The following is a 20798-nucleotide window of genomic DNA, read 5'->3' as shown; positions in this document are numbered from 1 at the left end:
TTCATGCCCACTTTCTGGCACAACGTAGCGAACACCAGTGGTGGTACCCATCAAGATTGGCCGCAACGAGCCGTGTCCCTTTGGCTGCGGCTAGAAGTACAAGCAGTGCTGTTTGCACTGACCAACACAATAGATAGCAAGAGAGGGCCATTGGCCCTCTCTTGCTTTGGTTAAACTGAAAGGAGTAACGACGATGACCTGTCCAAAGAAATGCTATCGAGGAGCAGGACAGCCAACACCTAATGGCATACTCACTGGCATACCAAAAATCTCAGATACAAAAAAGCCCAACCGAATCAATCAGTTGGGCTATATATATGGCGGAGGAGGTGGGATTTGAACCCACGGATGGTCGCCCATCGCCGGTTTTCAAGACCGGTGCATTCAGCCGCTCTGCCACCCCTCCGCAGCAGTGCGACGCATATTACCCATGCCCCCAGCCCTTGTAAATCCCCACTCCGTTTGTTTGCCCATTTATTGGGCTATCTGGCGCACAAAACCGGCAAAACCGCTACAAACCGTGCTTTTTCAAGCGTATGGCTTGACTTGAAAACAGACTCACCCACTATAGGGGCCACTACCACATCCCCAGCAAGATGGACTTATGAGAATCAAACATGCCCTGTTCGCCGCCCTGACCGGCGCGACCCTGCTTGCGGCGCCCGTGCAGGCGAGCGAGCTGACCAAGAGCGATGTCGAGCAGATCGTGCGCGACTATCTGGTCAAGAATCCGGAGATCCTGGTCGAGATGTCCAACGCCCTGCGTGCCAAGCAGGAGAGCCAGCAGGCCGAGAACGACAAGACGCTGATAGAAGCCCATGCCAAGCAGCTCTTCGCCAACCAGGATCCCGAGAGCGGCAATCCCAAGGGCAGCCTGACGGTGGTGGAGTTCTTCGACTACAACTGCGGCTACTGCAAGCGCGCTCATCCTCTCATTCAGCAACTGCTCTCTGAGGACAAGGAGATCCGCTACATCTACAAGCAGTTCCCCATCCTGAGCGAAACCTCCTACTACGCCGCCCGCGCGGCGCTGGCGGTGAAGCTCGGCCAGCCCGACAAATACCAGACCTTCCACGACAAGCTGTACGCCCATCAGGGGCCCCTCTCCGACGAAGCCCAGGTGAAAGACATCGCCAGAGCCGCCGGCGTGGACTGGAGCAAGGTCGAGGCGAAGATCAAGGACGGCAGCATCGATCAGAATCTGGGTACCAACCGGGCGCTGGCCGAAGCCATGGCTATTTCCGGCACCCCGGCCTTCATCATCGGCGATCAGATCCTGCGCGGCGCACCGCGGGATCTGGCCAGCCTCAAGGCCATCATCAAGGATGTCCGCGCCGGCAAGAGCATTCAGTAACCCGCGCGTTGTGCATGAAAAAACGCCCCGGCATGCCGGGGCGTTTTGCTATTCATGCTGCAAACCATCAGGTCTGATGGGCCGTCGCGAGAAGCTGTCAGCAAGGCGAAGAGCAGCGCAGGGACCCGAGTTTATATGAATAAATGAGGTTCCTGAGCAGCGCATGACCCTTGATCACGGCTTCGCAGCAGGGCCATAACCGTTCGGGTTCTGGCTTTGCCAGCGCCAGGTATCCACCATCATCTGCTCCAGACCCCGCTCAGCCTGCCAGCCCAGCTCGTCACGGGCCAGGGCCGGTTCAGCCCAGCACTCGGCAATGTCGCCGGGGCGACGGGGCTTGATCTGGTAGGGAATGGCACGGCCACTGGCTGCCTCGAACGCCTTGACCATCTCCAGCACGGAATAGCCCTGACCGGTGCCAAGGTTATAGGTGAAGACGCCGGTATCACTCTTGATGCGGGCCAACGCTTTGAGGTGACCGATGGCGAGATCCACCACGTGGATATAGTCGCGCACCCCGGTGCCGTCTGGGGTCGGATAGTCGTTGCCAAAGACCCCCAGCTCCTTGAGCTTGCCCACGCCGACCTGACTGATGTAAGGCAGCAGGTTGTTGGGGATGCCGTTGGGATCTTCACCGATGAGGCCGCTCTCGTGAGCCCCCACCGGGTTGAAGTAGCGCAGCAGCACGATGGCCCAGCGAGGATCGGATTTGGAGAGGTCACGCAGGATCTCTTCAACCATCAGCTTGGAGCGGCCATAGGGGTTGGTGGCGCTGGTGGGGAAATCTTCCCGCAGGGGTACCGAGGCCGGATCCCCATAGACGGTGGCCGAGGAGCTGAACACCAGCCGGAACACGCCGGCCCTGGCCATCTCTTCGCACAGCACCAGGGTGCCGGTCACGTTGTTCTGATAGTAGGTGAGCGGGATCTGGCCGGATTCCCCCACCGCCTTGAGGCCGGCGAAGTGGATCACGGATGCTATCCTGTGTTCGGCAAACAGCCGTTGCAGGCAGGCTCTGTCCAGAATGTCCCCTTCCACGAAGGTGACCGGCTTGCCGGTGATCCGCTCGACCCGCTTGAGAGACTCGGGGGAAGCATTGGAGAGGTTGTCCAGTACTACGACCTGCTGCCCGGTACCAAGCAGCTCGACCAGGGTGTGGGAACCGATGTAACCGGCTCCCCCCGTCACCAGAATTGTCATTTTTTATCCCGTACTTTGCTGAAACTGGGGTTGAGTCTACCCGCACGACCCGCCCGGGAAAAGCTCGGGATACCAATGACGCCCGTCAATACTCCAGGCTCACATCCCCTCTGGCGGTGCAGGAACAGGCCAGCGCAACCCCGTTCTCGAGGTCCTGCGCGCTCAGGGTCATCACGCTCTGGCGCTCGATTTCGCCTTCCGTGGTGCAGCGACAGGCGCCGCACACCCCGGCGCGGCAAGCGGCCATCATGGTCTCCCCCACCCCCTCCAGTGCCGCCAGCAGGGTCTGGCCAGGCAGTATCTTCACTTTCTTGCCGCTCTTTTTGAGGGTTAGCCAGAAGTGGTCGCTATCGGCCGCAACTGGCGCCGCGCTTGAGGCCACCCCAGGCAGGCCGAACGACTCCTGATGCAACTGCTCGGGGGGCAGCCCGAGCCCGGCCAGCATCTCGCTCACCACCGCCATATAGGGGGCTGGCCCGCACAGATAGACATGGCGGCTCAAGAGATCCGGCGCCAATTCCTTGAGCATCCCCGGTGTGAGCCGGCCAACCCAGGGATGAGCCGTTGGCGCCTCTTCCCCTACTTTCTCCAGCACTAAAGCATGGCGCACACCGGCATGAGCCTCGGCCAGCGAAGCCAGTTCCCTCGCGAAGATCACATCCCCGGGGGTTCTGGCGCTGTGAATAAAGCGGATATCGGCGTCCGGCCGCTTGGCGAGCTCGTCCCGCAGCATGGCCCACATGGGGGTGATGCCGGAGCCGGCGCTGAGCAGCAGCGGCCGCTCGCAGGGGAGCGCGGTCAGGTGGAAATCGCCGAAGGGGCCGTCTACCCGGATCTCGTCCCCCACTTGCAGGCTCTGGTGCAGATGGTGAGAGACCAGCCCCACATCCTTGATGGTGACCTGCCAGAAAGGATCCTGCGGGCTGGAGGAGAGGGTGTAGGCGCGGCAGTGGGGATGGCCGTCAATCATCGTGTGCAGGGTGACGCACTGGCCAGCCAGCACGGAGGGCAGGTCGCCAGCCAGGGGTTCAAATTGCCAGCTCGCCACGTCGTGGGTCTCTGCCCGGCGGGCTATACAGCGCAGGCTCAAAGAGGTGGAGGTCATCGCAAGGCTCCTCTTGCTCGGAAATAGCGTTGAAAAAAGGCGAGCCATCAGGCTCGCCAAAGGCTTACAACATGCTGAGCGTGTAAGGCTGTATCTTTGCTCAGGCCGCCAGGATCTCGGCGAGATCCGCGTCTGCCGTGGTGGTTCCTTTCAGGCCGAACTGCTCCTCCAGCACCTTGAGCAGGGCCGGGGTGAGGAAGGCCGGGGCGGTCGGGCCGGTGCGGATGTCCTTCACACCGAGCGCCAGCAGGGTGAGCAAAATGACGATGGCTTTTTGCTCGAACCAGGAGAGCACCAGGGTCAGGGGCAGATCGTTGACGCCGCACTCGAACGCGTCGGCGAGCGCCAGGGCCAGCTGGATGGCGGAGTAGGCATCATTGCACTGACCCACGTCCAGCAGGCGCGGAATACCGCCGATGTCGCCGAAATCGAGCTTGTTGAACTTGTACTTGCCGCAGCCCAGGGTCAGCAGCAGGCTGTCCTGCGGGATCGCCTTGGCAAACTCGGTGTAGTAGGCGCGCTCGGCACGGTCACCGTCACATCCCCCCACCAGGAAGAAGTGGCTGATTTCGCCAGCCTTGACCTTGTCGATCACTGCGGGAGCGGCCTGCATCAGGGCGTTGCGGGCAAAACCGATGGTGATGAAGTGCTCGAGCTCAACGTGCTTGAAGCCTTCCAGCGCTTGTGCCTTGGCGATAACGGCAGAGAAATCTTCCCCTTCCAGATGAGTCACGCCCGGCCAGCCGACGATGGAGCGAGTGAAGATGCGATCCGAGTAGTTGCCCACGTTCGGGTCGATGATGCAGTTGGAGGTCATCACCACGGCGCCCGGGAAGTTGGCAAACTCCTTCTGCTGGTTCTGCCAGGCAGAGCCGTAGTTGCCCACCAGGTGCGGGTACTGCTTGAAGAAGGGGTAGGCCAGCGCCGGCAGCATCTCGCCATGGGTGTAGACATTGATGCCGGTGCCCCTGGTCTGCTCCAGGATGAGCTTGAGATCCACCATGTCGTGACCGGAGACCAGAATGCACTTGCCCGGTACCGGAGTGACGCGTACCTGGGTCGGCTCGGGGTGGCCGAAGGCGGTGGTTTCACCGAGATCCAGCATCTCCATGATCTTGAAGTTCAGCAGGCCAATATCCATGGCGCACTTGAACAGGGGATCCAGATCGCAGGGATCCGTGCCGAGCCAACTCATGATGCGATGGAATTCGGCGGCGACCCCGGCATCCTGCTGATCCAGCACCCGGGCGTGTTCCATGTAGGCGGCGGCCCCCTTGAGGCCGTAGAGGCAGAGCAGGCGCAGCCCCATGATGTCTTCGTTGACGTCGTTCTTGCCCCGGTTGACCGCGGTCTGCGGCGCCTGGGCAAGCTGGGCCAGCAGATCGGCACCCGGCTCGAAGCTGGCCGCGGCGGGCAGTGTGTCGGCCTGCACCGCCAGCGGTGCCAGCTTGGCGGCCAGTTGCTGGCGATAGGCCAGCGCCTGGTTGACGTAGGCGACGATGCGAGCGGAGTCGAAGTTGACGTTGGTGAGGGTGGCAAAGAACGCCTTGGGCACGAAAGCGTCTATTTCGCTGTCGACGATGCCGTGCTCGCGGGCCGCCAGGGCCCAGGCGCTGAGCCCTTGCAGGGTATAGATCAGCACATCCTGCAGATCAGAAGTTTCAGCCGTCTTGCCGCACATGCCTTGTGCATAGGCGCAGCCGTTGCCTGCCGGGGTACGAATAGTCTGTTCACATTGCACACAAAACATCATGTCTCTCCTAATTGGACATTTCAGTTATCTGTTTTGTGGCGATTCTATTCCCCTCCTGGAAAACTTAATAGGCATTCAATTTACCAATTAACATTTCATTGATGCAGATCAAATAGAAAAAAGCCGCCCAAATCGGGCGGCAAGCGGGTGGGAAATCAAGGAGAGACAACTCGGGTTTGCAACAACAGGGGCAATGATACGGGCCGGAGCATGGGCAGCCGGCCCCAGGTTCATCAGGCCAGATAGGCGCGCAGCATCCAGACCAGTTTCTCCTGCTGCTGCACATAGTCGGAGAGGATGGACGCAGTCCCTTCATCACCGGCATCGGCGGCCTGACCCAGGATGCGGCGCTGGGCAACCAGCAGTTCGCGGAAGCTCGCCAGCAGGGATTCCACGCAGGCACGACCGTCATGCAACCCCTTCTGCTCGGGGATGGCGGACACCTGGATGTAGTCGCTGAAGCTGTGCAGGGGCACCCCATCCAGGGTCAGAATGCGTTCGGCCAGGGCATCGACTTTCAGCAGCAGGTCGTTGTAGATCTCTTCGAATTTCAGGTGCAGCTCGAAGAACTGGTTGCCGCGGATGTTCCAGTGGAAGCCACGGACGTTCATGTAGAGGATCTGGTAGCTGGCCAGCAGCTTGTTGAGCTCGGCGGCCAGGGCTTGTGATTGAACGGTATCAAGACCAATGGGGCTCTTCATGATTCACCTCCAGGTGGTAAGCATTATCGGGAACGGAGTCAGCTTATCCAGAAGCAGACTCAAAGGACAATCGTCCGTGCCTTGCCGATCCATAGCCAATGGCTATCGTCGGCAAAAAAATGCACCGGCTTTCATTGCTCAAGCCGTTCGATATAGAGGATCACCTCGCCGAGATGAATGCCGAACTTGCTGATCTTCGCGCGGTTGATCAGGCGGTCGTCGTCCAGCAGATACATCCAGTCATCAAAGCTCACCCTCACCACGCTCTCATCCGGCAGAGCCAGATCGAGTTGATAACGCCAGTTGAGGGCAAAGCCCTCTGTCTTGCCTACCGCCTCCCCCACCACGTCTGAAGCCGTGCCGCGCCAGTGGCCATCCGCCCCCTTGCTCAAAAACCAGGTGCGGGTCTGCCGACGGCCATCATCGAAGTAGAACTGCTCGAACAGCTCCCCCTTGCCCTCTCGCCAGTGCCCCTGCATCTCGACCCGAAAGCGACTGGTCACTTCGCCGCTGCGGTCCGTCACCAGGCCGTGGGCCACCAGCTTGCCATTGAAGAAACGGGCGAGATCCCAACCCGGCCGGGAGCCGCGATAATCGTCAAGACCCGCGCCGCAACCAGAGAGCCACAGCAGGGGCAGCAACCAGGCAAGACGCCACCAGGAAGAGAATTTCATGGAATACTCCATCAGGATTGGCCGCGCAGGCGGCGGGTCAGAGCGGGATCCCGGCTGTCGTCAGTCAGCCAGATAGCAAGAAACGCGGGGGCGAAGGCGGGATCATCGAGAGAGCCAAGGAGGCGATCTCGCAACCAGAAGTGGCCCGTGCCTTGCTCGTCCACATAAAAAACCAGCTTGTCGCCGGGGGCGACATCCGGCCAGAGCGTGGCCAGTCGAGCCAGCCAGCGTTGGCGCTCACTCTCGCTGCCAAGGCCGAGCCGCTGCCACTCGGCGGCGGTCGCCTCCAGCAAATCCTGGCGCTCGATGGCCCTCGCGTAGGTAATGCTGAGGGCCTGCGGGTAGCGCCCCGGCTGATAGCGGCCGCTCTCGCTGTAGAGGGTGGCGTCATAGAGCTTGAACCAGAGCCAGCGCATCTCCCCCTGTCCCACGGTGCGCAGCCCCTGCCAGGGAGCGGCAACGCTCTGGGCGGTCGCAAACAGTGGCAGGCTCAAGGCCGCCAGCAGCAGGCTAGTTCCACCCCATGTGCCAACGGGCGGGATCCTCCAGTTCATGCCAGTCCATCTCCTGTTCCTGCAGAGTGTTGATATCCTGCATCACCACGCTCGCCAGATGCCCCTGGGCATCGCGCTGGCAGGCCACCACCAGGTAGAAACGCTCGGCCAGCTCGCACTGGCCATCCCTGGTCCACTTGGAAAACAACAAGGTGTCGGTCGAAAAGGTGTTCATCTCGTCTCACCCTCCAGCTTGACCGTTACCCACAGGAGTACGGGTAACCACCACATCCAGATCACCGCCAGCAGCACTGCGCTTGTCCAGATGCCCCAGGGTAAGTTTACTGCCCCCATGGCGGCCCCCGCCATATAGGAGGAGGCGCCCCCCACCATGCCGAACAGCCCCTGTTGCCAGCGCGGCAAGGGGCGAAGCCAGCGAAGACCGTGGGAGAGGGTCAGGGCGAAACCGCACCAGAGCAGCAACAGCCAGAGCGGAAAACCGGACGGAAAGTGAAACAGGCCGAGGCGCCAGAGCAGGATGTCGAGCAGGCAGCCTGCCAGGGCGACCGGGATGAGGCGCCAGTCCTGCCCGCGGCGGGGGGAGAAGATGAAATGGAGCAGCAGCATCCCGAGCAGCGGGCCCGGTTGCTGCCATGTCACCGCCAGCAACCAGTAGAGGTTGAATCCCAGCAGGTGGGCCCACTGCCACATGATCAGCGACCGCTTGCCGGCAAGTCCCCGGACCAGCCATGGGGCCCCGGCTTGGCAGCCTCCAGTTGCACCAGGCTGATGGCCCGCTCCCAGAATCCCCCTTCACAGTAGGCGAAGTAGAAGTGCCAGAGCCGGATGAAATCCTGGCTGTAACCGAGTTTGGGCAGCTCCGGGGCCAGCGTCAGGAAGCGTTCGCACCAGTGGGCCAGGGTACGGGCATAGTGGTGGCCGTGATCGTGCAGCCGTACCAGCTGCATGTCGGTCTCCCGCGCCAGCAGACCCGCCATCTGGGAGACGCAGGGCAGGCAGCCTCCCGGGAAGATGTAGCGCTGGATGAAGTCCACCCCGCGCAGATACTGGGCGTGGCGCTGATCGGCGATGGTGATGGCCTGGATCAGCAGGCGTCCGCCGGGCTTGAGCAGGCGCGACAACTGGCGGAAATAGTCGGGCAGGAAGGCGTGCCCCACCGCCTCGATCATCTCGATGGAGACCAGCTTGTCATAGCGTCCCTCCAGCTTGCGGTAATCCTCCAGCAGCAAGGTGATGCGATCTCCCAGCCCCTCCCGCTCGATCCACGCCTTGGCATAGTCGTGCTGGGCCTGGGAGATGGTAGTGGTGGTGACCCGGCAGCCGTAGTGACGGGCCGCATAGACGGCGAGACCGCCCCAGCCGGTGCCTATCTCCAGCAGATGGTCGTCCGGCCCAAGCTCAAGCCGCTCGCAGATGGTGCGCAGCTTGGCCTGCTGCCCCTCCTCCAGGGTGGCATCCGGGTGGGGATAGATGGCGCTCGAATACTGCATGTGATCGTCGAGAAAGCCCTGATAGAGGGTGTTGCCAAGGTCATAGTGGGCGGCGATGTTCGCGCGCGAACCGGTCAGGGTATTGCGATTGAACCAGTGGCGCACCTTGTTGAACGGGAAGCTGAGCCAGCCGAGGCGCCGTTCCAGGGCGTCGAGCAGCGGCAGATTGCGGGCTAGCAAGCGCACCAGTGCCACCGGCTCCGGGCTGGTCCAGAGACCCTCCACCCAGGTCTCTCCTGCGGCGATGCTCCCCCCCAGCAGCAGGCGGCGATAAAACGCCGGATCCTGCACCACCAGCTCGGCATGCAGGTCGCTGCCCGCCTTGCCGAAACGGTGGCACTCGCTGCCGTCGTGGAGCACCAGCTGGCCCTGCTCAAGGCGCGCCAGCAATTTGAGCAGCAGTTGCTTGGCCCCCTTGTCGATGAAAGAGGCAGAGAGGGTTGATTGAGCAAGTTCCATTAGCGGCTCTCCGAATGGGTCAAGAATGGGGTCGTTCGGTTGGGATGAACCAACACCATGGGCTGCTGACAACACCAGGAAGCGGAATTTAACGGGTGTGTCAGCGTCACGGGCGGCTCTCCGGATGGGTGAAGACGGGGGTGCGTTTGATGAAAAGGCGCAGGGCCTGCCAGTAGATCCCGAGCAGCACCTTCAGGGTCATCCAGGGCCAGCGAGCCAGCAGCGCCGCCAGCCCCTTGCGCGACAGCTGCGCGCGGCGCAGGGCCAGGGTGGCGTCAAACAGCTTGCTCTCACCGGATACGGGGTGGCTCTCGATATGGATCAGCGCCTCCTCTTTCGGCGCCCGGATGCGCCAGTGGTAGCGCATCCCCAGTCCCATGAAGGGGGAGACATGAAAATCCTTGTCATGGGGGGAGAGCGCCGCCAGATCCAGCAGGTAGTAGTGGCGCTCGTTCCAGGGGGTATTGGAGACCTCCGCCAGCAGGTAGCGGGTCTCCCCCGCCCGATCGCAGAAGTAGAAATTGACCGGGCTGAAATAAAACCCGAGGCAGCGCACGTTGCCAAGGAGCAGCACCCGCCCGCCGGGCTCCGCATCCCCCCCAAGAGCCGCCACCTTGTCCCAGACCGCCTGCTTGAGGGGCCCTTCGCTGCCCCGCAGATAGTCCTCGCGGCGAAACGAGATCAGTCCGGCCCGCTCCACGGCAAACCAGCGCCCCTGCTCAAGCCCGGGCAGTTCGTCCAGATCCAGCCCCAGCATGAAGAGGCTGTAGGAAAAGGCGTGGGGACGCGGCGCGAAGCGGCGATGGCGCACCGAGCCTTGCCAGATGGCGCTGATCCCCTCCCCCATTCCCTCGTCCCCTTGCGTCAAGGCTGCGGCGCCGCTCATAACTCGGCCCCGAAGCGTCTGGCCACGTCCAGGGCGCTGCGCACCCCGTCCTCGTGAAAACCGTTGTACCAGTAAGCCCCGCAGAAGTGGGTGCGCTGATGGCCACAGATCTCTCCCCGTCGCTGCTGGGCGGCGATGGAGCCCTGATTGAATACCGGATGATGATAGACGAAACGGCGCAACACCTTGCTCTCGTCCACCCGTCCACGGGGATTGAGGCTGACGCAGAAGGGCGCGGGGGAGCTCACCCCCTGCAGGATGTTCATGTTGTAGCTCACCAGGGGGCGCGCCCCGTCATCCTCACCGAGCTGGTAGTTCCAGCTCGCCCACGCCTTGCGGCGCATCGGCAGGCAGGAGGCGTCGGTGTGCAGCCAGACGTCGTTGGCCTGATAGGGCATGTTCCCGAGGATGGCCCTCTCTCCGTCGCTCGCATCCGCCAGCAGGGCCAGGGCCTGATCGCTGTGACAGGCGAAGATCACCTCGTCAAAATGGGCCTCCTGCCCCTGGCTGGTGACCACGACGCCATCCGCCACCCGGCGCACCGCCTCCACCGGGGTAGCGAGGCGGATGCGCGACTGCCAGCCCGCCGTGAGCGGCCCTATGTACTCTCGCGAGCCACCCGGGATCACATACCACTGGGGCCGGTTCGCCACCTCCAGCAGCCCGTGGTTGGCGAAAAACCGCAGGAAGAAGCTCAAGGGGAAGGCACGCATGTCCGCCAGGGTGGAGGACCAGATGGCCGCTCCCATGGGCAGGATGTAGTGGCGGGCGAAATAGTCGCTGAATTTCCCCGCCAGCAGGAAGTCCCCCAGGGTCAGCTCGGGGGTCAGCTCCCGCTGGCGATGCGCGGCCAGCCAGGCCCGCGCCTCCCGGTTGAAGCGCAGGATCTCGGCGACGAAGCGATAGAAGCGCGGGCTCAGCAGATTGCGGCGCCGGGCGAACAGGGTATCGAGGTTGTGGCCGTTGTACTCCATCCCCTCGGGACTCTTGACCGAGAAGCTCATCTCGGCGGGTTGGCGCCCCACCCCGATGCGCTCCAGCAATTTGAGGAAGTTGGGATAGGTGCGGTCATTGAAGACGATGAAGCCGGTGTCGATGGCATAGTGGCGCCCAGCCTGTTCCACCTCCACGGTGGCGGTGTGGCCTCCCAGGGTCGGCGCCGCCTCGAACAGGGTGATGTCATGCAGCTTGTGGAGCAGAAAACCGGCGGTGAGACCGGAGATACCGGAGCCGACGATGGCGATCTTTTTCTTCATGAAGGGCGTCCTTTCGAAACGAGTGTGCGGCCAAGGCGCAGCCAGAGCCCTGTCGGCAGGGCGCCGAGCAGGCGCAGCAGCCAGATGAAGCGACGGGGAAAGTGGATCTGGTGGCGACCGGCGGCAAGCCCCGTCATGATGGCGCGGGAAGCCTCTTCCACCGTCACCAGGCAGGGCATGGGAAAATCATTCTTGTCGGTGAGCGGCGTCTGCACGAAGCCCGGGCGGATCAGGGTCACCCCGATGCCCTTGCTGGCCAGATCCAGGCGCAACGTATCCGCCAGATAATCGAGGGCCGCCTTGGAGGCGCCATAGGCCTCCGCCCGTGGCAGGGGCAGCCAGCTCACCGAGGAGCTGACGATGGCAAGCCGTCCACCCGCCCCCAACCGCGGCAGCAAGGCGGCCAGGGCGTTGCCGGTGGCAATGAGGTTGGTCTCGATGACCCGGGCAAACAGGGCGCCGTCAAAGCCTTCTGCCGGATCCATGTATTCACAGTTGCCCGCATTGAGGATGAGCAGGTCGAGGGCGGGCAGACTCGCGGCCACCCCGGCCATGGCGGCGCTGTCGCGCGCATCAAATCGCAAAGGGGTGATCCCCAGGTCGGCCAGTGCCTGCAAGCGCACCTCGTCCCGGCCACAACCCCACACCTGCCAGCCGGCGCGCCGATAATCCAGCGCCAGCTGGCGGCCGATGCCCGAGGTGGCCCCGGTGATCAGCACCCGGCCGCTCATGTCCCCAGCCTCCCCTTGATGGCCCGTACCACGGGCCCCAGCAGTGGCAACTGCTCGTAGAGCATGGCCCCGAGATCGAAGTAGTCCCGGTGCAGGCACACCTTGCCCCAGGAGTCGAACGTCAGCCGGGTGGCCCCCTCGACCCTGACGGCCCGACCACCGGCAATCCTGGGGTGGGAGAAGGTCATGACCCAGGCGAGCCAGGCTTCGTTGCCCGACTGCTGCTGACTCGTTATCTCGAAACTGCACTGGGCAAGGCGCTCATAAAGGGAGGAAAAGTAACGGGTGAGCGCGGCAAGCCCCTCTATCCGGTGCGCAGGATCGATGAAGAGCACCTCATCGGCATAGACCTCCGGCAAGCGGTGCAACTGATGCTTGTCCAATTGCAGGTAGAGGATGACAAAGCGGGCCAGCGCGTCATTCATGCTAGTTTTTCTCCAGTTCGCGGAACATCTCGATGGCCCTCACCCGTGCAACGGCATGATCCACCATGGGGGCCGGATAATCCTGCCGCCCCTTGAGCCGCAACCAGTCGTGGGGCTCGTGGAGATAGGCAGCAGGCACATCCGCCAGCTCAGTGACCCAGGTACGAATGAACTCCCCTTGTGGATCAAATCGTTGCCCCTGGGTGGTGGGGTTGAAGACCCGGAAATAGGGCGCCGCATCGGCCCCGGTCCCCGCCGCCCACTGCCAGCCGCCATTGTTGGCCGCCAGATCCCCGTCGATGAGCCGACTCATGAAGTAGTCCTCCCCAAGCCGCCAGTGGATATGGAGATCCTTGGTGAGGAAGCTCGCCACTATCATCCGCAGCCGGTTGTGCATCCAGCCGGTGGCGTTGAGGCAACGCATGGCCGCATCGACCACGGGGTAGCCGGTGCGCCCCTCGCACCAGGCGGCGAAGGCATCCGGATCCCAGCTCCACGGCAGGGCCGCCGTCTCCGGCTTGAAGGGGCGGTTCATGGAGAGGCTCGGGATCAGCACCAGCAAGTGGCGGTAGAACTCGCGCCAGATGAGCTCGTTGAGCCAGACGAAACCGGGTTGGGCCTTCGACTGGGGCCGGTAGCCGAGACGCTGCTGCAGCGCCCCCACGCACTGGCGGGCACTGATGATGCCCGCCGCCAGATAGGGGGAGAGCACGGAGGTGCCCGCCAGCGCCGGAAAGTCCCGGGTCTCGCCGTAGTCGAGCACCGCCTGATCCAGAAAAGCGTGCAACCGGCGGCTCGCCTCGGCCTCCCCCACCGGCCAGCGGGTGTCCGCCGTCAGATCCCCCAGCCCGTCGTCCACCCACTCTCGCTCGGCCAGGGGCAGCCACGGTAACGGCTCGCCGCGTGGTGCGGGGGCACGGTGAATGACGAAGCCATCCTCCTCGAGAGCCTTGAGCCAGGCGCGGCTGAAGGGGGTGAAGACCTTGAACATCTCCCCCGACCCGGTCAGTACCCGACCGGGCGGCAGCACGCAGCAGCCGTTGAACCAGTGGCTGGTCATGCCCTGCTCCCCCAGCGCGGCGCTGACGGCGTGGTCGCGGCGCAGCTCGTCAATCTCGATGGCCTGGTTGGCGTAGAGCTGGCTCACCCCGAGCTCCCGGCAAAGCGCCGTCAGCGCCGTCGGCACCTCGGCAAAGGTCTCGACCCGCAGCAAATGAAGCGGAATGCCGAGGGCCGCCAGCTCTCGTCCCATGGCATCCACCTGTGCCAGCATGAAGCGCTGGCGGACCGGGGCCAGCTTGTGCGTCTGCCACTGGGTCGGCGAGACGATGAAGAGTGCGGCGACCGGTTCATCTCCGGCGCAGGCGTGGCGCAGGGCCGGGTTATCGGCCAGACGCAGATCGTTGCGAAACCAGACCAGCCTCATGACGGTGTTCTCCCGCCCTTGCCCTTCGCCTTGGCTGTGCGGGTCGTCGCACTGACCTCTGCCAGGGTGGCGTGCCAGTTGCGGGCACGCCGCCACGGCTCATCGTAGAGGCGTCCCAGCTCGCCAAAGAAGCGGGTACCCTCAGGCCATTCGGAGGCCAGGTCCTGCTTGCCGAGCCCGGCCCCCAGCAGGATCAGCCAGGGAGGAGTGGCGCGCCCCTCCAGCAGGGTGGCATGGCGGGGCTCCACCGCCCCCAGCAGTTGCACCTCATAACCCTGACCGATGAGCTCATACGCAGCCCAGACCAGATCCAGCGGCCCCACCTGCCCCCAGCTTGCCAGGGTGACGGGGATGCCCTTCTCCTGCTCGATGAGGTGGCGGGCGAAGCGGGTATGCAGCCAGCCGAGCCACACCTGTTGCAGCAGCTCGCCATCGGGGCGCTCGCGCCACAGCCCCAGCAGCCGCTCCACCAGGGGCTGCAGCACCCGACTGCGCACCAGCTCGAAGGGGTAGCTCGCCAGCAGATCGCCAAGCTCGGCCTCCGCCTTGCGCTGGTTGAAGGCAAGCAGCGCCTGGCTGAACTGCTCCAGGGTCTGCTGCCAGTGATCGCTCACTGGCGCACTCTGGGGCTCGCTCAGGAGCCCCTTCACCTGACCTATGCTCACCCCCCGCTCCAGCCAGCTCAGGATCTCGCCTATCTGGCGGATATCCTGCTCGCTGTAGAGGCGATGGCCCTTCTCGGTTCGGGCCGGTTGCACCAGCCCGTAGCGGCGCTGCCAGGCGCGCAGGGTGACGGCGTTGACGCCGGTGAGGCGGGAGACCTCGCGAATGGGGTAGACGCCCTCGTCGGGGAGAGGCGCGGCTGCTTGTGATTCATCAGACATGAGAGAGTCCATCAGACGTTGGGAAGAGGCCCCGGTGATCCGCCGGGGCCTGCACAGGGTGTTCAGAGCCCGTAGCGCAGCTTGAGCGTGTCGGGATGAAGGTCGAGGTAGGCCTGATCGGCCAAATCCAGCCACACCTTCACAGCCCGTAACGCAATTTCAGCGTGTCGGGATGGGGATTGAGGTACACCTGCTCGGCGAGATAGGGGTTCGGGTACTCGCGCAGGTAGTGGCGGATCAGGGTAAGGGGCACCAGCAACGGGAAGACCCCGGTGCGGTACTTGTCGATGGTGTCGCACAGCTCCTGCTTCTGGGCCGGGGTCAGCACCCGCTTGAAGTAGCCCTGCAGGTGCATCAGCACATTGGTGTGGCTGCGGCGGTTGGCCCGTAGGGTCAGCGCCGCCATCAACCCCTGGATGTAGCTGTCGGCCACCTCCTGCAAGTTGGCCTTGCCAAGGTTGGCGAGCAGGCGCCCCAGCGCCCGGTAGTGGGTGGTGGCGTGGGAGAGCACCAGGTACTTGTAGCGTGAATGGAAGCGGATCAGGGCTGAGGCGGTGATCCCCCGGGCGCAGAGCTGCTGCCAGTCGTGGTAGGCGAAGACCCGCAGCACGAAGTTCTCCCGCAGGATGGGGTCGCACAGGCGGCCATCTTCCTCCACCGGCAGCAGGGGGTTGGCCTCCATCAGCGCCTTGGCAAAGAGGCCGACCCCCTCCTTGGCGCTCCCCTCGTTGTTGGCGCCATAGATGCGCACCCGCTCCATGCCGCAGCTGGGGGACTTGGCGCAGAGGATGTAGCCGGAGAGGAAGTCGAGCTGGCGTGCCTTCTGCTCGCTGAAGGCAATCAGCTTGTCGGTAACGTCGAAGCTGCCGTTGCTTGCCTCGGCCCGCACCTCGCCCTGGCGTTTCACCAGCCGGATGGCGGCGCGGGGTGCGCCCAGGCCAATGGCCATCTCGGGGCAGACGGGGTGATAGTCGAAATGGGCGCCCAGATCCCTTTCGCAGAAACTGGATCGTTTGTGGCCCCCGTCGAAGCGCACTTCCTGACCGAGCAGACAGGCACTGATACCGACCTTGATCTTGTACATGATGAAGCCCCTTGTATAAGCCTTGAGTAAGTTATAGCAGTTATACAAAAGATTGGAAGCTGTATAACTATTGCGAACTGATACGGCCAGGGGGCGGCGGGCGGATCAGCCCCCATAAAAAAAACCCATGACCGAAGTCATGGGTAAAGGTGAAGACCCTGCAGGAAGGATGATCAGAAGCTGTATTTCACACCCAGGCTGGAGATGGAGCCTTTTTGCAGATCCCAGTTGCGATAGGTGTAGTCGGCGGTGAGGGCCAGGTTCTGGGTCAGCTTGTACGCCGCCCCCGCCTTGAAGTCGTGCATGTCGTCGGTCATGTTGGCGTAGCGATAGCCGGTGGAGAGCTCGACGGCGCCGATGTCGTAGCGCAGGCCCACTTCTCCGTAGAGGCTGCCGCTCTTCTTGCGGGCCAGGGTATCCCAACCGGAGTGGTTCACGTCGGAGGCCAGCTCCCGTTCCAGGCTGTAGCCCATCAGGCCGGTTTCACCGTAGAGGTTCAGGCCGGTGCTGAGGGGGGTGTAGACACCCATCCCCAGGCTGGAGATGGCCATGCTGTCGTTGCCGCTGCTGCGGGAGGTGTATTCGCTGCCGATCCGGCCGTAGACATTGCTGGTGAAGCTCTTGGAGAGATCCAGGCTCAGGCCGCCGAAGTCGCGGTTCTCCCCATCCTTGCCACCGATGTAGTCAGACTTGGTGTGGGCCCAGGTGGCAGAGCCCTTGGCATAGCTGAAGGCATCTTGCGCCAGGACGGAGGTGGAAGAGAGACCGGCCAGAACCAGAACAGACAGTGCGATCTTTTGCATTTTGTTGACTCCATGGGTTGAGTTAGGCGGACCTAACTGGAATGGAGCCATTGTGACGGGCAAAGGGGGCAACGCCGAGGAGCAAGCTGTTGCCAAACCATGTCAGATGTAAGCGGATATTGCTGGCGGTTACCGGTGCAACACTCTGCGGGGGAGCGAGGGCTCCCCCGCTGTCATCCTAGCGGAACTCCACCTCGTCGATCTGCACCCGCACCAGCGGCTTGCCGATGAGGCCGGCGGGTCGTGCCAGCTCGATGGCCCGGGAGGCGCGTGCCTCCCCCTTGCGCAGGTAGGAGTCAGGCAGGCGGTTCTCCCCGACCCAGAAGCGCACGGGCTCGCTCGAGAGCTGCACCCCGTCGGCGCTGAACAGGGTCAGGCTGCCGTTGACGCGCACCACGTTGCGACTGCCGGTGTTGCTCACCACGAACTGCAGGCTGAGGGGATCGTCCCCCGCGACCTGGTCCAGCTTCACCGTGATGCCGTCCCGGGTCGCCTGGGAGAGCAAGTCGGGATGGGCCATGGCCTGCTCGGTCAGCACCGGGGCCGCGACACTCGCCGTCACTGCCTGACCGGCTACCGTGGCTGCCGGCTTGACCAGCAGGTATTCCCAGGTGAAATCGTCATTGAGTTGCACCTGGCGACCATCCGGCAAGGTGATCTGGTGCAGGGGAGCCGCCTCGGCCAGCAGAGGGCACAGACAGAGGGCGACCAGCAGTCGGGAGAGGGGTTTCATGGGCAGGCACTCGATAAAGGATGCGAAGGGGGCAGTATAAAGAGTCGTGCCCTCCTTGCCTATGACCCCCCTCACGTTACGCCCCGGCTCAGATGACCAGGGGGTGGGGATCCTCCAGCGTGGCCAGATCCAGGGTCACCAGATCGAACTGGGCACTCCTGAGGGCCTTCTGGATGGTGGGCTGCATGTCGAACACCAGGGCCCGCAGCCGTTCGGGCACCCGGATCCTCGCAAGGGTGGTGACCCTGTCACCCAGGGTATGGAAGAAGACCTGGGCGCCCCCCAGCCCCATGTCCACCAGCATCTGCTCGGCCATGTCGACCATCCGCAGGTGCCGCCTGTCCAGGGAAGTCATATCGACAAACCGCCGGCTCAGGCAGGCCTCCCCCACGTCTCCCCAGAGCGCCAGTTGCCGCTGGTGAAAGCCGTAGCGAAAATCCCGGTTGGTCATCCCCTGCTCGGCAAAGATCCAGAGGGTGTTGGCGGGCAGGCTGTGGAATCGGCGCAGGTACTCCCGCTTCTCCTCCACCGAGGCCGACATCAGCAGCGGCGGGCCCTCTTCATGTTCGAGCTGCTGGCAGAGGTAGCGCACCGGGTCGGTCACCTCGGCGAGGTGGCCCAGGTGGGCGCTGAAGATCATCTCGTCGGTCTTGAGCACCTGATGGGGGATGCCGTAGTGCCGGCAGTAGCGCTGTGCCCTGGCCACCGACTGGCGGCTGAGGGTGGGGTTGTCCAGGGTGATGGCGCGAAATCGCACCCCGCTGGCCCGGCACAGATCCATGCTGTAGCAGGATTCCAGTCGGCCGGAGAAGGAGACAAGCAGTTCGCTGTAACCGGCCAGGGTGTTGATGAGCCTCTGTTCCCTGGCTTGAAAGGTCTGATCGTATCCCCGATTCAGCGCAACGACATTGGCATCCATAACAACAACTCCGGATGATGAACTGGATACCATTTTGCCCGCACCAAGCTGAATATACACTTAAAGAGCATGGATAAAGCTGTACGTTATTTGCCCTCAATCAAGGTTTTGCCCACTTTTTTCGCTGCGAAGCGAAACTGGCGCCCCTCAGGCAGGCAACAACCCCTGAGCGATCAGATGCGCCCGGCACCGGGCCGGATCGGTGAAGATCAGCCCCCGCAGACCGAGCGCCTCGGCCGCCGCCACGTTGGCCGGGCTGTCGTCGATAAAGAGGCACTCCCCAGCCTTGAGGTCGAACGACACCAGCAGATAGCGGTAGATGTCGGGCTCGGGTTTGAGCATTCGCACCCGGGCCGACACCACCTTGCCGCTGAAGAAGCGCCAGAAGGACTGATGCTGCTCCAGCCAGTCGATGCTGGCGTGCCCCATGTTGGAGAGGGCATAGAGGGGGTGGCCTGCACCGTGCAATTCTTCGATGAGCGCCACCATGGCAGGATCCGGCACAAGGGAGGACGGCACCGCCTGCAAGATGGCCAGATTCTCCGCCATCGACAGGCCGGTGCGCCCCTGCGCCTGACGGGCCATGGTGTGCAGAGAGAGGGTCCCCCTGTCCACCTCCAGCCAGTCCGGGTGGTTGAACAGCTGCTCCGCGATCGCTGTCGCCCCCTCGGGTCCGCGCACCCCACTCACTATGGCCACCGGATCCCAGCGCACCACCACTCTGCCCAGATCGAAGATCACCGCCATCGTCTCGTCCCCTCTATGTGTTGTTGCCACGGATGTGGTTACAGCGGTTGCCATAAACAGGGACCAGAACGACGCTCACTCTCCCTCGGCAACCCGAGCCACCACCCTGCCCCGTTCAACGCCCCCGGGCAAGTTTTACTTGCATCGCACCGCCAAATCCCTTAATGGTTATGGCGTTACATTCAGGACACGCCCATGAACACACCATTCTTCTTTGTTTTCTCGTTTACCCGGCCCACATGAGGGAAGGCCCGTCGTCACGTGAACCATTCGCGTAAACAGAAACCAAAGACGAATCGAGCCTCCCCAGCGGAGGCTTTTTTTTGCACCACACACCACAGAATCACTGGATAGGGAACCACCATGGCAACGCTCGACGAGATCAGACACGACATCACCCAGTTGGATCAGGAGCTGCTCGCCCTGCTGGCCAAACGCAAGACCCTCAGCATCGAGGTCGCCCGCGCCAAGCAGGCCAATCCCCGTCCCATCCGCGACCACCAGCGCGAACAGGACTTGCTGGTCGCCCTGATCCAGAAAGGGCGCGCCCTCGGACTGGATGCCCAGTACATCACCCGCATCTACCACACCATCATCGAAGATTCCGTGCTCTCCCAGCAGGCCTACCTGCAGAGCCTGCTCAATCCCCAGCAGCAGGAGCCCATGACCAGCGTTGCCTACCTGGGACCGCGCGGCTCCTACTCGAGCCTGGCCGCCCGCAAGTACCTGGCCCGCTACAAGGATCAGGTGATCGAGGTGAACTGCCAGAACTTCCGCGAGGTGCTGGACACCGTGGAGTCGGGCCGCGCCGCCTTCGGGGTGCTGCCCATCGAGAACACCAGCTCGGGCTCCATCAACGAGGTGTACGACGTGATGCAGCACACCACCCTCTCCATCGTGGGTGAGCTCACCTATCCCATCGAGCACTGCATCCTCACCGCCGTGCCCACTGAGATCGAACGCATCAAGACCTTCTACGCCCATCCCCAGGTGTTCCAGCAGTGCTCCCATTACCTCAGCAAGCTGGAAGGGGCGCGCCACGAGATCTGCGACTCCTCCTCCAGCGCCATGATGAAGGTGAAGGAGCTGGCAAGCCCGGAAGCGGCGGCCATCGGCAGCGCCGCCGGCGGCGAGCTCTACGGCCTGGACGTGCTGGCCGAGCAGCTCGCCAACCAGAAGGAGAACTACAGCCGCTTCATCGTGGTGGCGCGCAAGCCCATCGACGTGGCGCCCCAGATCCCGGCCAAGACCACCCTCATCATGTCCACCTCCCAGAAGCCGGGCTCCCTGGTGGAGGCGCTGCTGGTGCTGCGCAGCCACGAGATCAACATGACCAAGCTGGAATCCCGTCCGGTGCAGGGCAACCCCTGGGAGGAGATGTTCTACCTGGATGTCTCCGCCAACCTGCAGACCCCGGCCATGCAGGCCGCCCTGCTGGAGCTGACCAAGATCACCCGCTACATCAAGGTGCTGGGCTGCTACCCGAGCGAAGACGTCAAGCCGACCGCCGTGCCGCCCGTCTTGATGGGAAGCTGATGGGGAGCGGATCCCGCCCCTGCCACACAAAGGCGAGCCTCGGCTCGCCTTTGTGCTCTGTGCTCCCTCCCCGTGAGACGCGGCCCAGCCCCCCCCCCTTCGCCTCTACACACCTCC

General features: G+C 63.3%; 22 protein-coding genes, 1 tRNA gene and 1 other annotated feature. Of the genes, 2 read left to right on the top strand and 21 right to left on the bottom strand.

Features of this window, described 5'->3' with window-relative positions:
• Window positions 1-318: 318 nt before the first annotated feature.
• A tRNA-Ser gene (locus tag C3418_RS17425) sits at window positions 319-406 on the bottom strand.
• 198 nt (window positions 407-604) lie between these two features.
• Here C3418_RS17425 and C3418_RS17420 point away from each other — a divergent pair.
• Entirely contained in the window at window positions 605-1354 is a 750-nt protein-coding gene (locus C3418_RS17420; protein ID WP_103858963.1) for a DsbA family protein, read from the top strand.
• Between the two features lie 174 nt (window positions 1355-1528).
• Here C3418_RS17420 and galE read toward each other — a convergent pair whose 3' ends face one another.
• From galE to C3418_RS17320, 20 genes are all read right to left on the bottom strand, one after another.
• Window positions 1529-2554, bottom strand: coding sequence for a UDP-glucose 4-epimerase GalE (gene galE, locus C3418_RS17415; protein WP_042017704.1), 1026 nt, complete (start codon window positions 2552-2554; stop codon window positions 1529-1531).
• An 85-nt stretch (window positions 2555-2639) separates the two neighbouring features.
• On the bottom strand, window positions 2640-3659 hold the full coding sequence (locus C3418_RS17410; protein WP_103858962.1) for a hybrid-cluster NAD(P)-dependent oxidoreductase: 1020 nt from the start codon (window positions 3657-3659) through the stop codon (window positions 2640-2642).
• Window positions 3660-3759: 100 nt separating this feature from the next.
• Window positions 3760-5409 (bottom strand): hydroxylamine reductase, encoded by a 1650-nt coding sequence (hcp, locus tag C3418_RS17405; RefSeq protein WP_049637030.1) that lies wholly within the window; start codon window positions 5407-5409, stop codon window positions 3760-3762.
• A 236-nt stretch (window positions 5410-5645) separates the two neighbouring features.
• Window positions 5646-6113 carry a Dps family protein gene (locus tag C3418_RS17400; RefSeq protein ID WP_010673329.1) on the bottom strand — a complete coding sequence of 156 codons (468 nt, stop codon included), beginning with the start codon at window positions 6111-6113 and terminating at the stop codon, window positions 5646-5648.
• A 131-nt stretch (window positions 6114-6244) separates the two neighbouring features.
• Complete coding sequence (locus tag C3418_RS17395; RefSeq protein ID WP_080768134.1) at window positions 6245-6787, bottom strand: DUF3833 domain-containing protein; 543 nt, start codon at window positions 6785-6787, stop codon at window positions 6245-6247.
• Between the two features lie 11 nt (window positions 6788-6798).
• Window positions 6799-7341 (bottom strand): chalcone isomerase family protein, encoded by a 543-nt coding sequence (locus tag C3418_RS17390; RefSeq protein WP_029313899.1) that lies wholly within the window; start codon window positions 7339-7341, stop codon window positions 6799-6801.
• Window positions 7298-7516 carry a TIGR02450 family Trp-rich protein gene (locus C3418_RS17385; protein WP_010673326.1) on the bottom strand — a complete coding sequence of 73 codons (219 nt, stop codon included), beginning with the start codon at window positions 7514-7516 and terminating at the stop codon, window positions 7298-7300. Before C3418_RS17385 ends, C3418_RS17390 begins: the two co-directional genes overlap by 44 nt.
• Window positions 7513-7992: a DUF2878 domain-containing protein gene (locus tag C3418_RS17380; protein ID WP_045523634.1), complete on the bottom strand. Its 480-nt coding sequence runs from the start codon at window positions 7990-7992 to the stop codon at window positions 7513-7515. Before C3418_RS17380 ends, C3418_RS17385 begins: the two co-directional genes overlap by 4 nt.
• A 2-nt stretch (window positions 7993-7994) precedes the next feature.
• The gene (locus C3418_RS17375) at window positions 7995-9251 is read right to left on the bottom strand and encodes a cyclopropane-fatty-acyl-phospholipid synthase family protein (RefSeq protein ID WP_103858961.1); all 1257 of its coding nucleotides are present in this window, start codon (window positions 9249-9251) and stop codon (window positions 7995-7997) included.
• Between the two features lie 106 nt (window positions 9252-9357).
• Entirely contained in the window at window positions 9358-10137 is a 780-nt protein-coding gene (locus tag C3418_RS17370; RefSeq protein WP_103858960.1) for a DUF1365 domain-containing protein, read from the bottom strand.
• Window positions 10134-11393: an NAD(P)/FAD-dependent oxidoreductase gene (locus C3418_RS17365; RefSeq protein WP_048208211.1), complete on the bottom strand. Its 1260-nt coding sequence runs from the start codon at window positions 11391-11393 to the stop codon at window positions 10134-10136. Before C3418_RS17365 ends, C3418_RS17370 begins: the two co-directional genes overlap by 4 nt.
• Window positions 11390-12124: an SDR family NAD(P)-dependent oxidoreductase gene (locus tag C3418_RS17360; protein ID WP_010673321.1), complete on the bottom strand. Its 735-nt coding sequence runs from the start codon at window positions 12122-12124 to the stop codon at window positions 11390-11392. Before C3418_RS17360 ends, C3418_RS17365 begins: the two co-directional genes overlap by 4 nt.
• Window positions 12121-12549, bottom strand: a complete 429-nt coding sequence (locus C3418_RS17355; RefSeq protein WP_010673320.1) for a nuclear transport factor 2 family protein — start codon at window positions 12547-12549, stop codon at window positions 12121-12123. Before C3418_RS17355 ends, C3418_RS17360 begins: the two co-directional genes overlap by 4 nt.
• Window position 12550: 1 nt before the next feature.
• Window positions 12551-13975, bottom strand: a complete 1425-nt coding sequence (gene phrB, locus C3418_RS17350) for a deoxyribodipyrimidine photo-lyase (protein WP_103858959.1) — start codon at window positions 13973-13975, stop codon at window positions 12551-12553.
• On the bottom strand, window positions 13972-14859 hold the full coding sequence (locus C3418_RS17345; RefSeq protein WP_103858958.1) for a MerR family transcriptional regulator: 888 nt from the start codon (window positions 14857-14859) through the stop codon (window positions 13972-13974). Before C3418_RS17345 ends, phrB begins: the two co-directional genes overlap by 4 nt.
• Before the next feature lie 139 nt (window positions 14860-14998).
• Entirely contained in the window at window positions 14999-15943 is a 945-nt protein-coding gene (locus C3418_RS17340; protein WP_010673317.1) for a DUF523 and DUF1722 domain-containing protein, read from the bottom strand.
• A gap of 173 nt (window positions 15944-16116) precedes the next feature.
• On the bottom strand, window positions 16117-16746 hold the full coding sequence (locus tag C3418_RS17335; protein ID WP_039041374.1) for an outer membrane beta-barrel protein: 630 nt from the start codon (window positions 16744-16746) through the stop codon (window positions 16117-16119).
• A 178-nt stretch (window positions 16747-16924) separates the two neighbouring features.
• Window positions 16925-17479, bottom strand: coding sequence for a DUF3157 family protein (locus tag C3418_RS17330; protein WP_103244402.1), 555 nt, complete (start codon window positions 17477-17479; stop codon window positions 16925-16927).
• Between the two features lie 88 nt (window positions 17480-17567).
• A complete protein-coding gene (locus C3418_RS17325; RefSeq protein ID WP_039041372.1) occupies window positions 17568-18398 on the bottom strand; it encodes a hypothetical protein in 831 nt (276 codons plus the stop codon).
• Window positions 18399-18545: 147 nt separating this feature from the next.
• A complete protein-coding gene (locus C3418_RS17320) occupies window positions 18546-19145 on the bottom strand; it encodes an HAD family phosphatase (RefSeq protein WP_049637016.1) in 600 nt (199 codons plus the stop codon).
• Window positions 19146-19336: 191 nt separating this feature from the next.
• Window positions 19337-19470, top strand: a sequence feature (Phe leader region).
• Between the two features lie 38 nt (window positions 19471-19508).
• Here C3418_RS17320 and pheA point away from each other — a divergent pair.
• Window positions 19509-20681, top strand: a complete 1173-nt coding sequence (gene pheA / locus C3418_RS17315) for a prephenate dehydratase (protein WP_010673312.1) — start codon at window positions 19509-19511, stop codon at window positions 20679-20681.
• Window positions 20682-20798 lie beyond the last annotated feature (117 nt).

Origin of the sequence: Aeromonas sp. ASNIH8 (genome assembly GCF_002919855.1) — a bacterium.
GTDB classification, from domain to species: Bacteria; Pseudomonadota; Gammaproteobacteria; order Enterobacterales; family Aeromonadaceae; genus Aeromonas; species Aeromonas caviae.
Note: the sequence above shows the minus strand (reverse complement) of the source record. Positions and strands in the feature narration are given on the sequence as shown.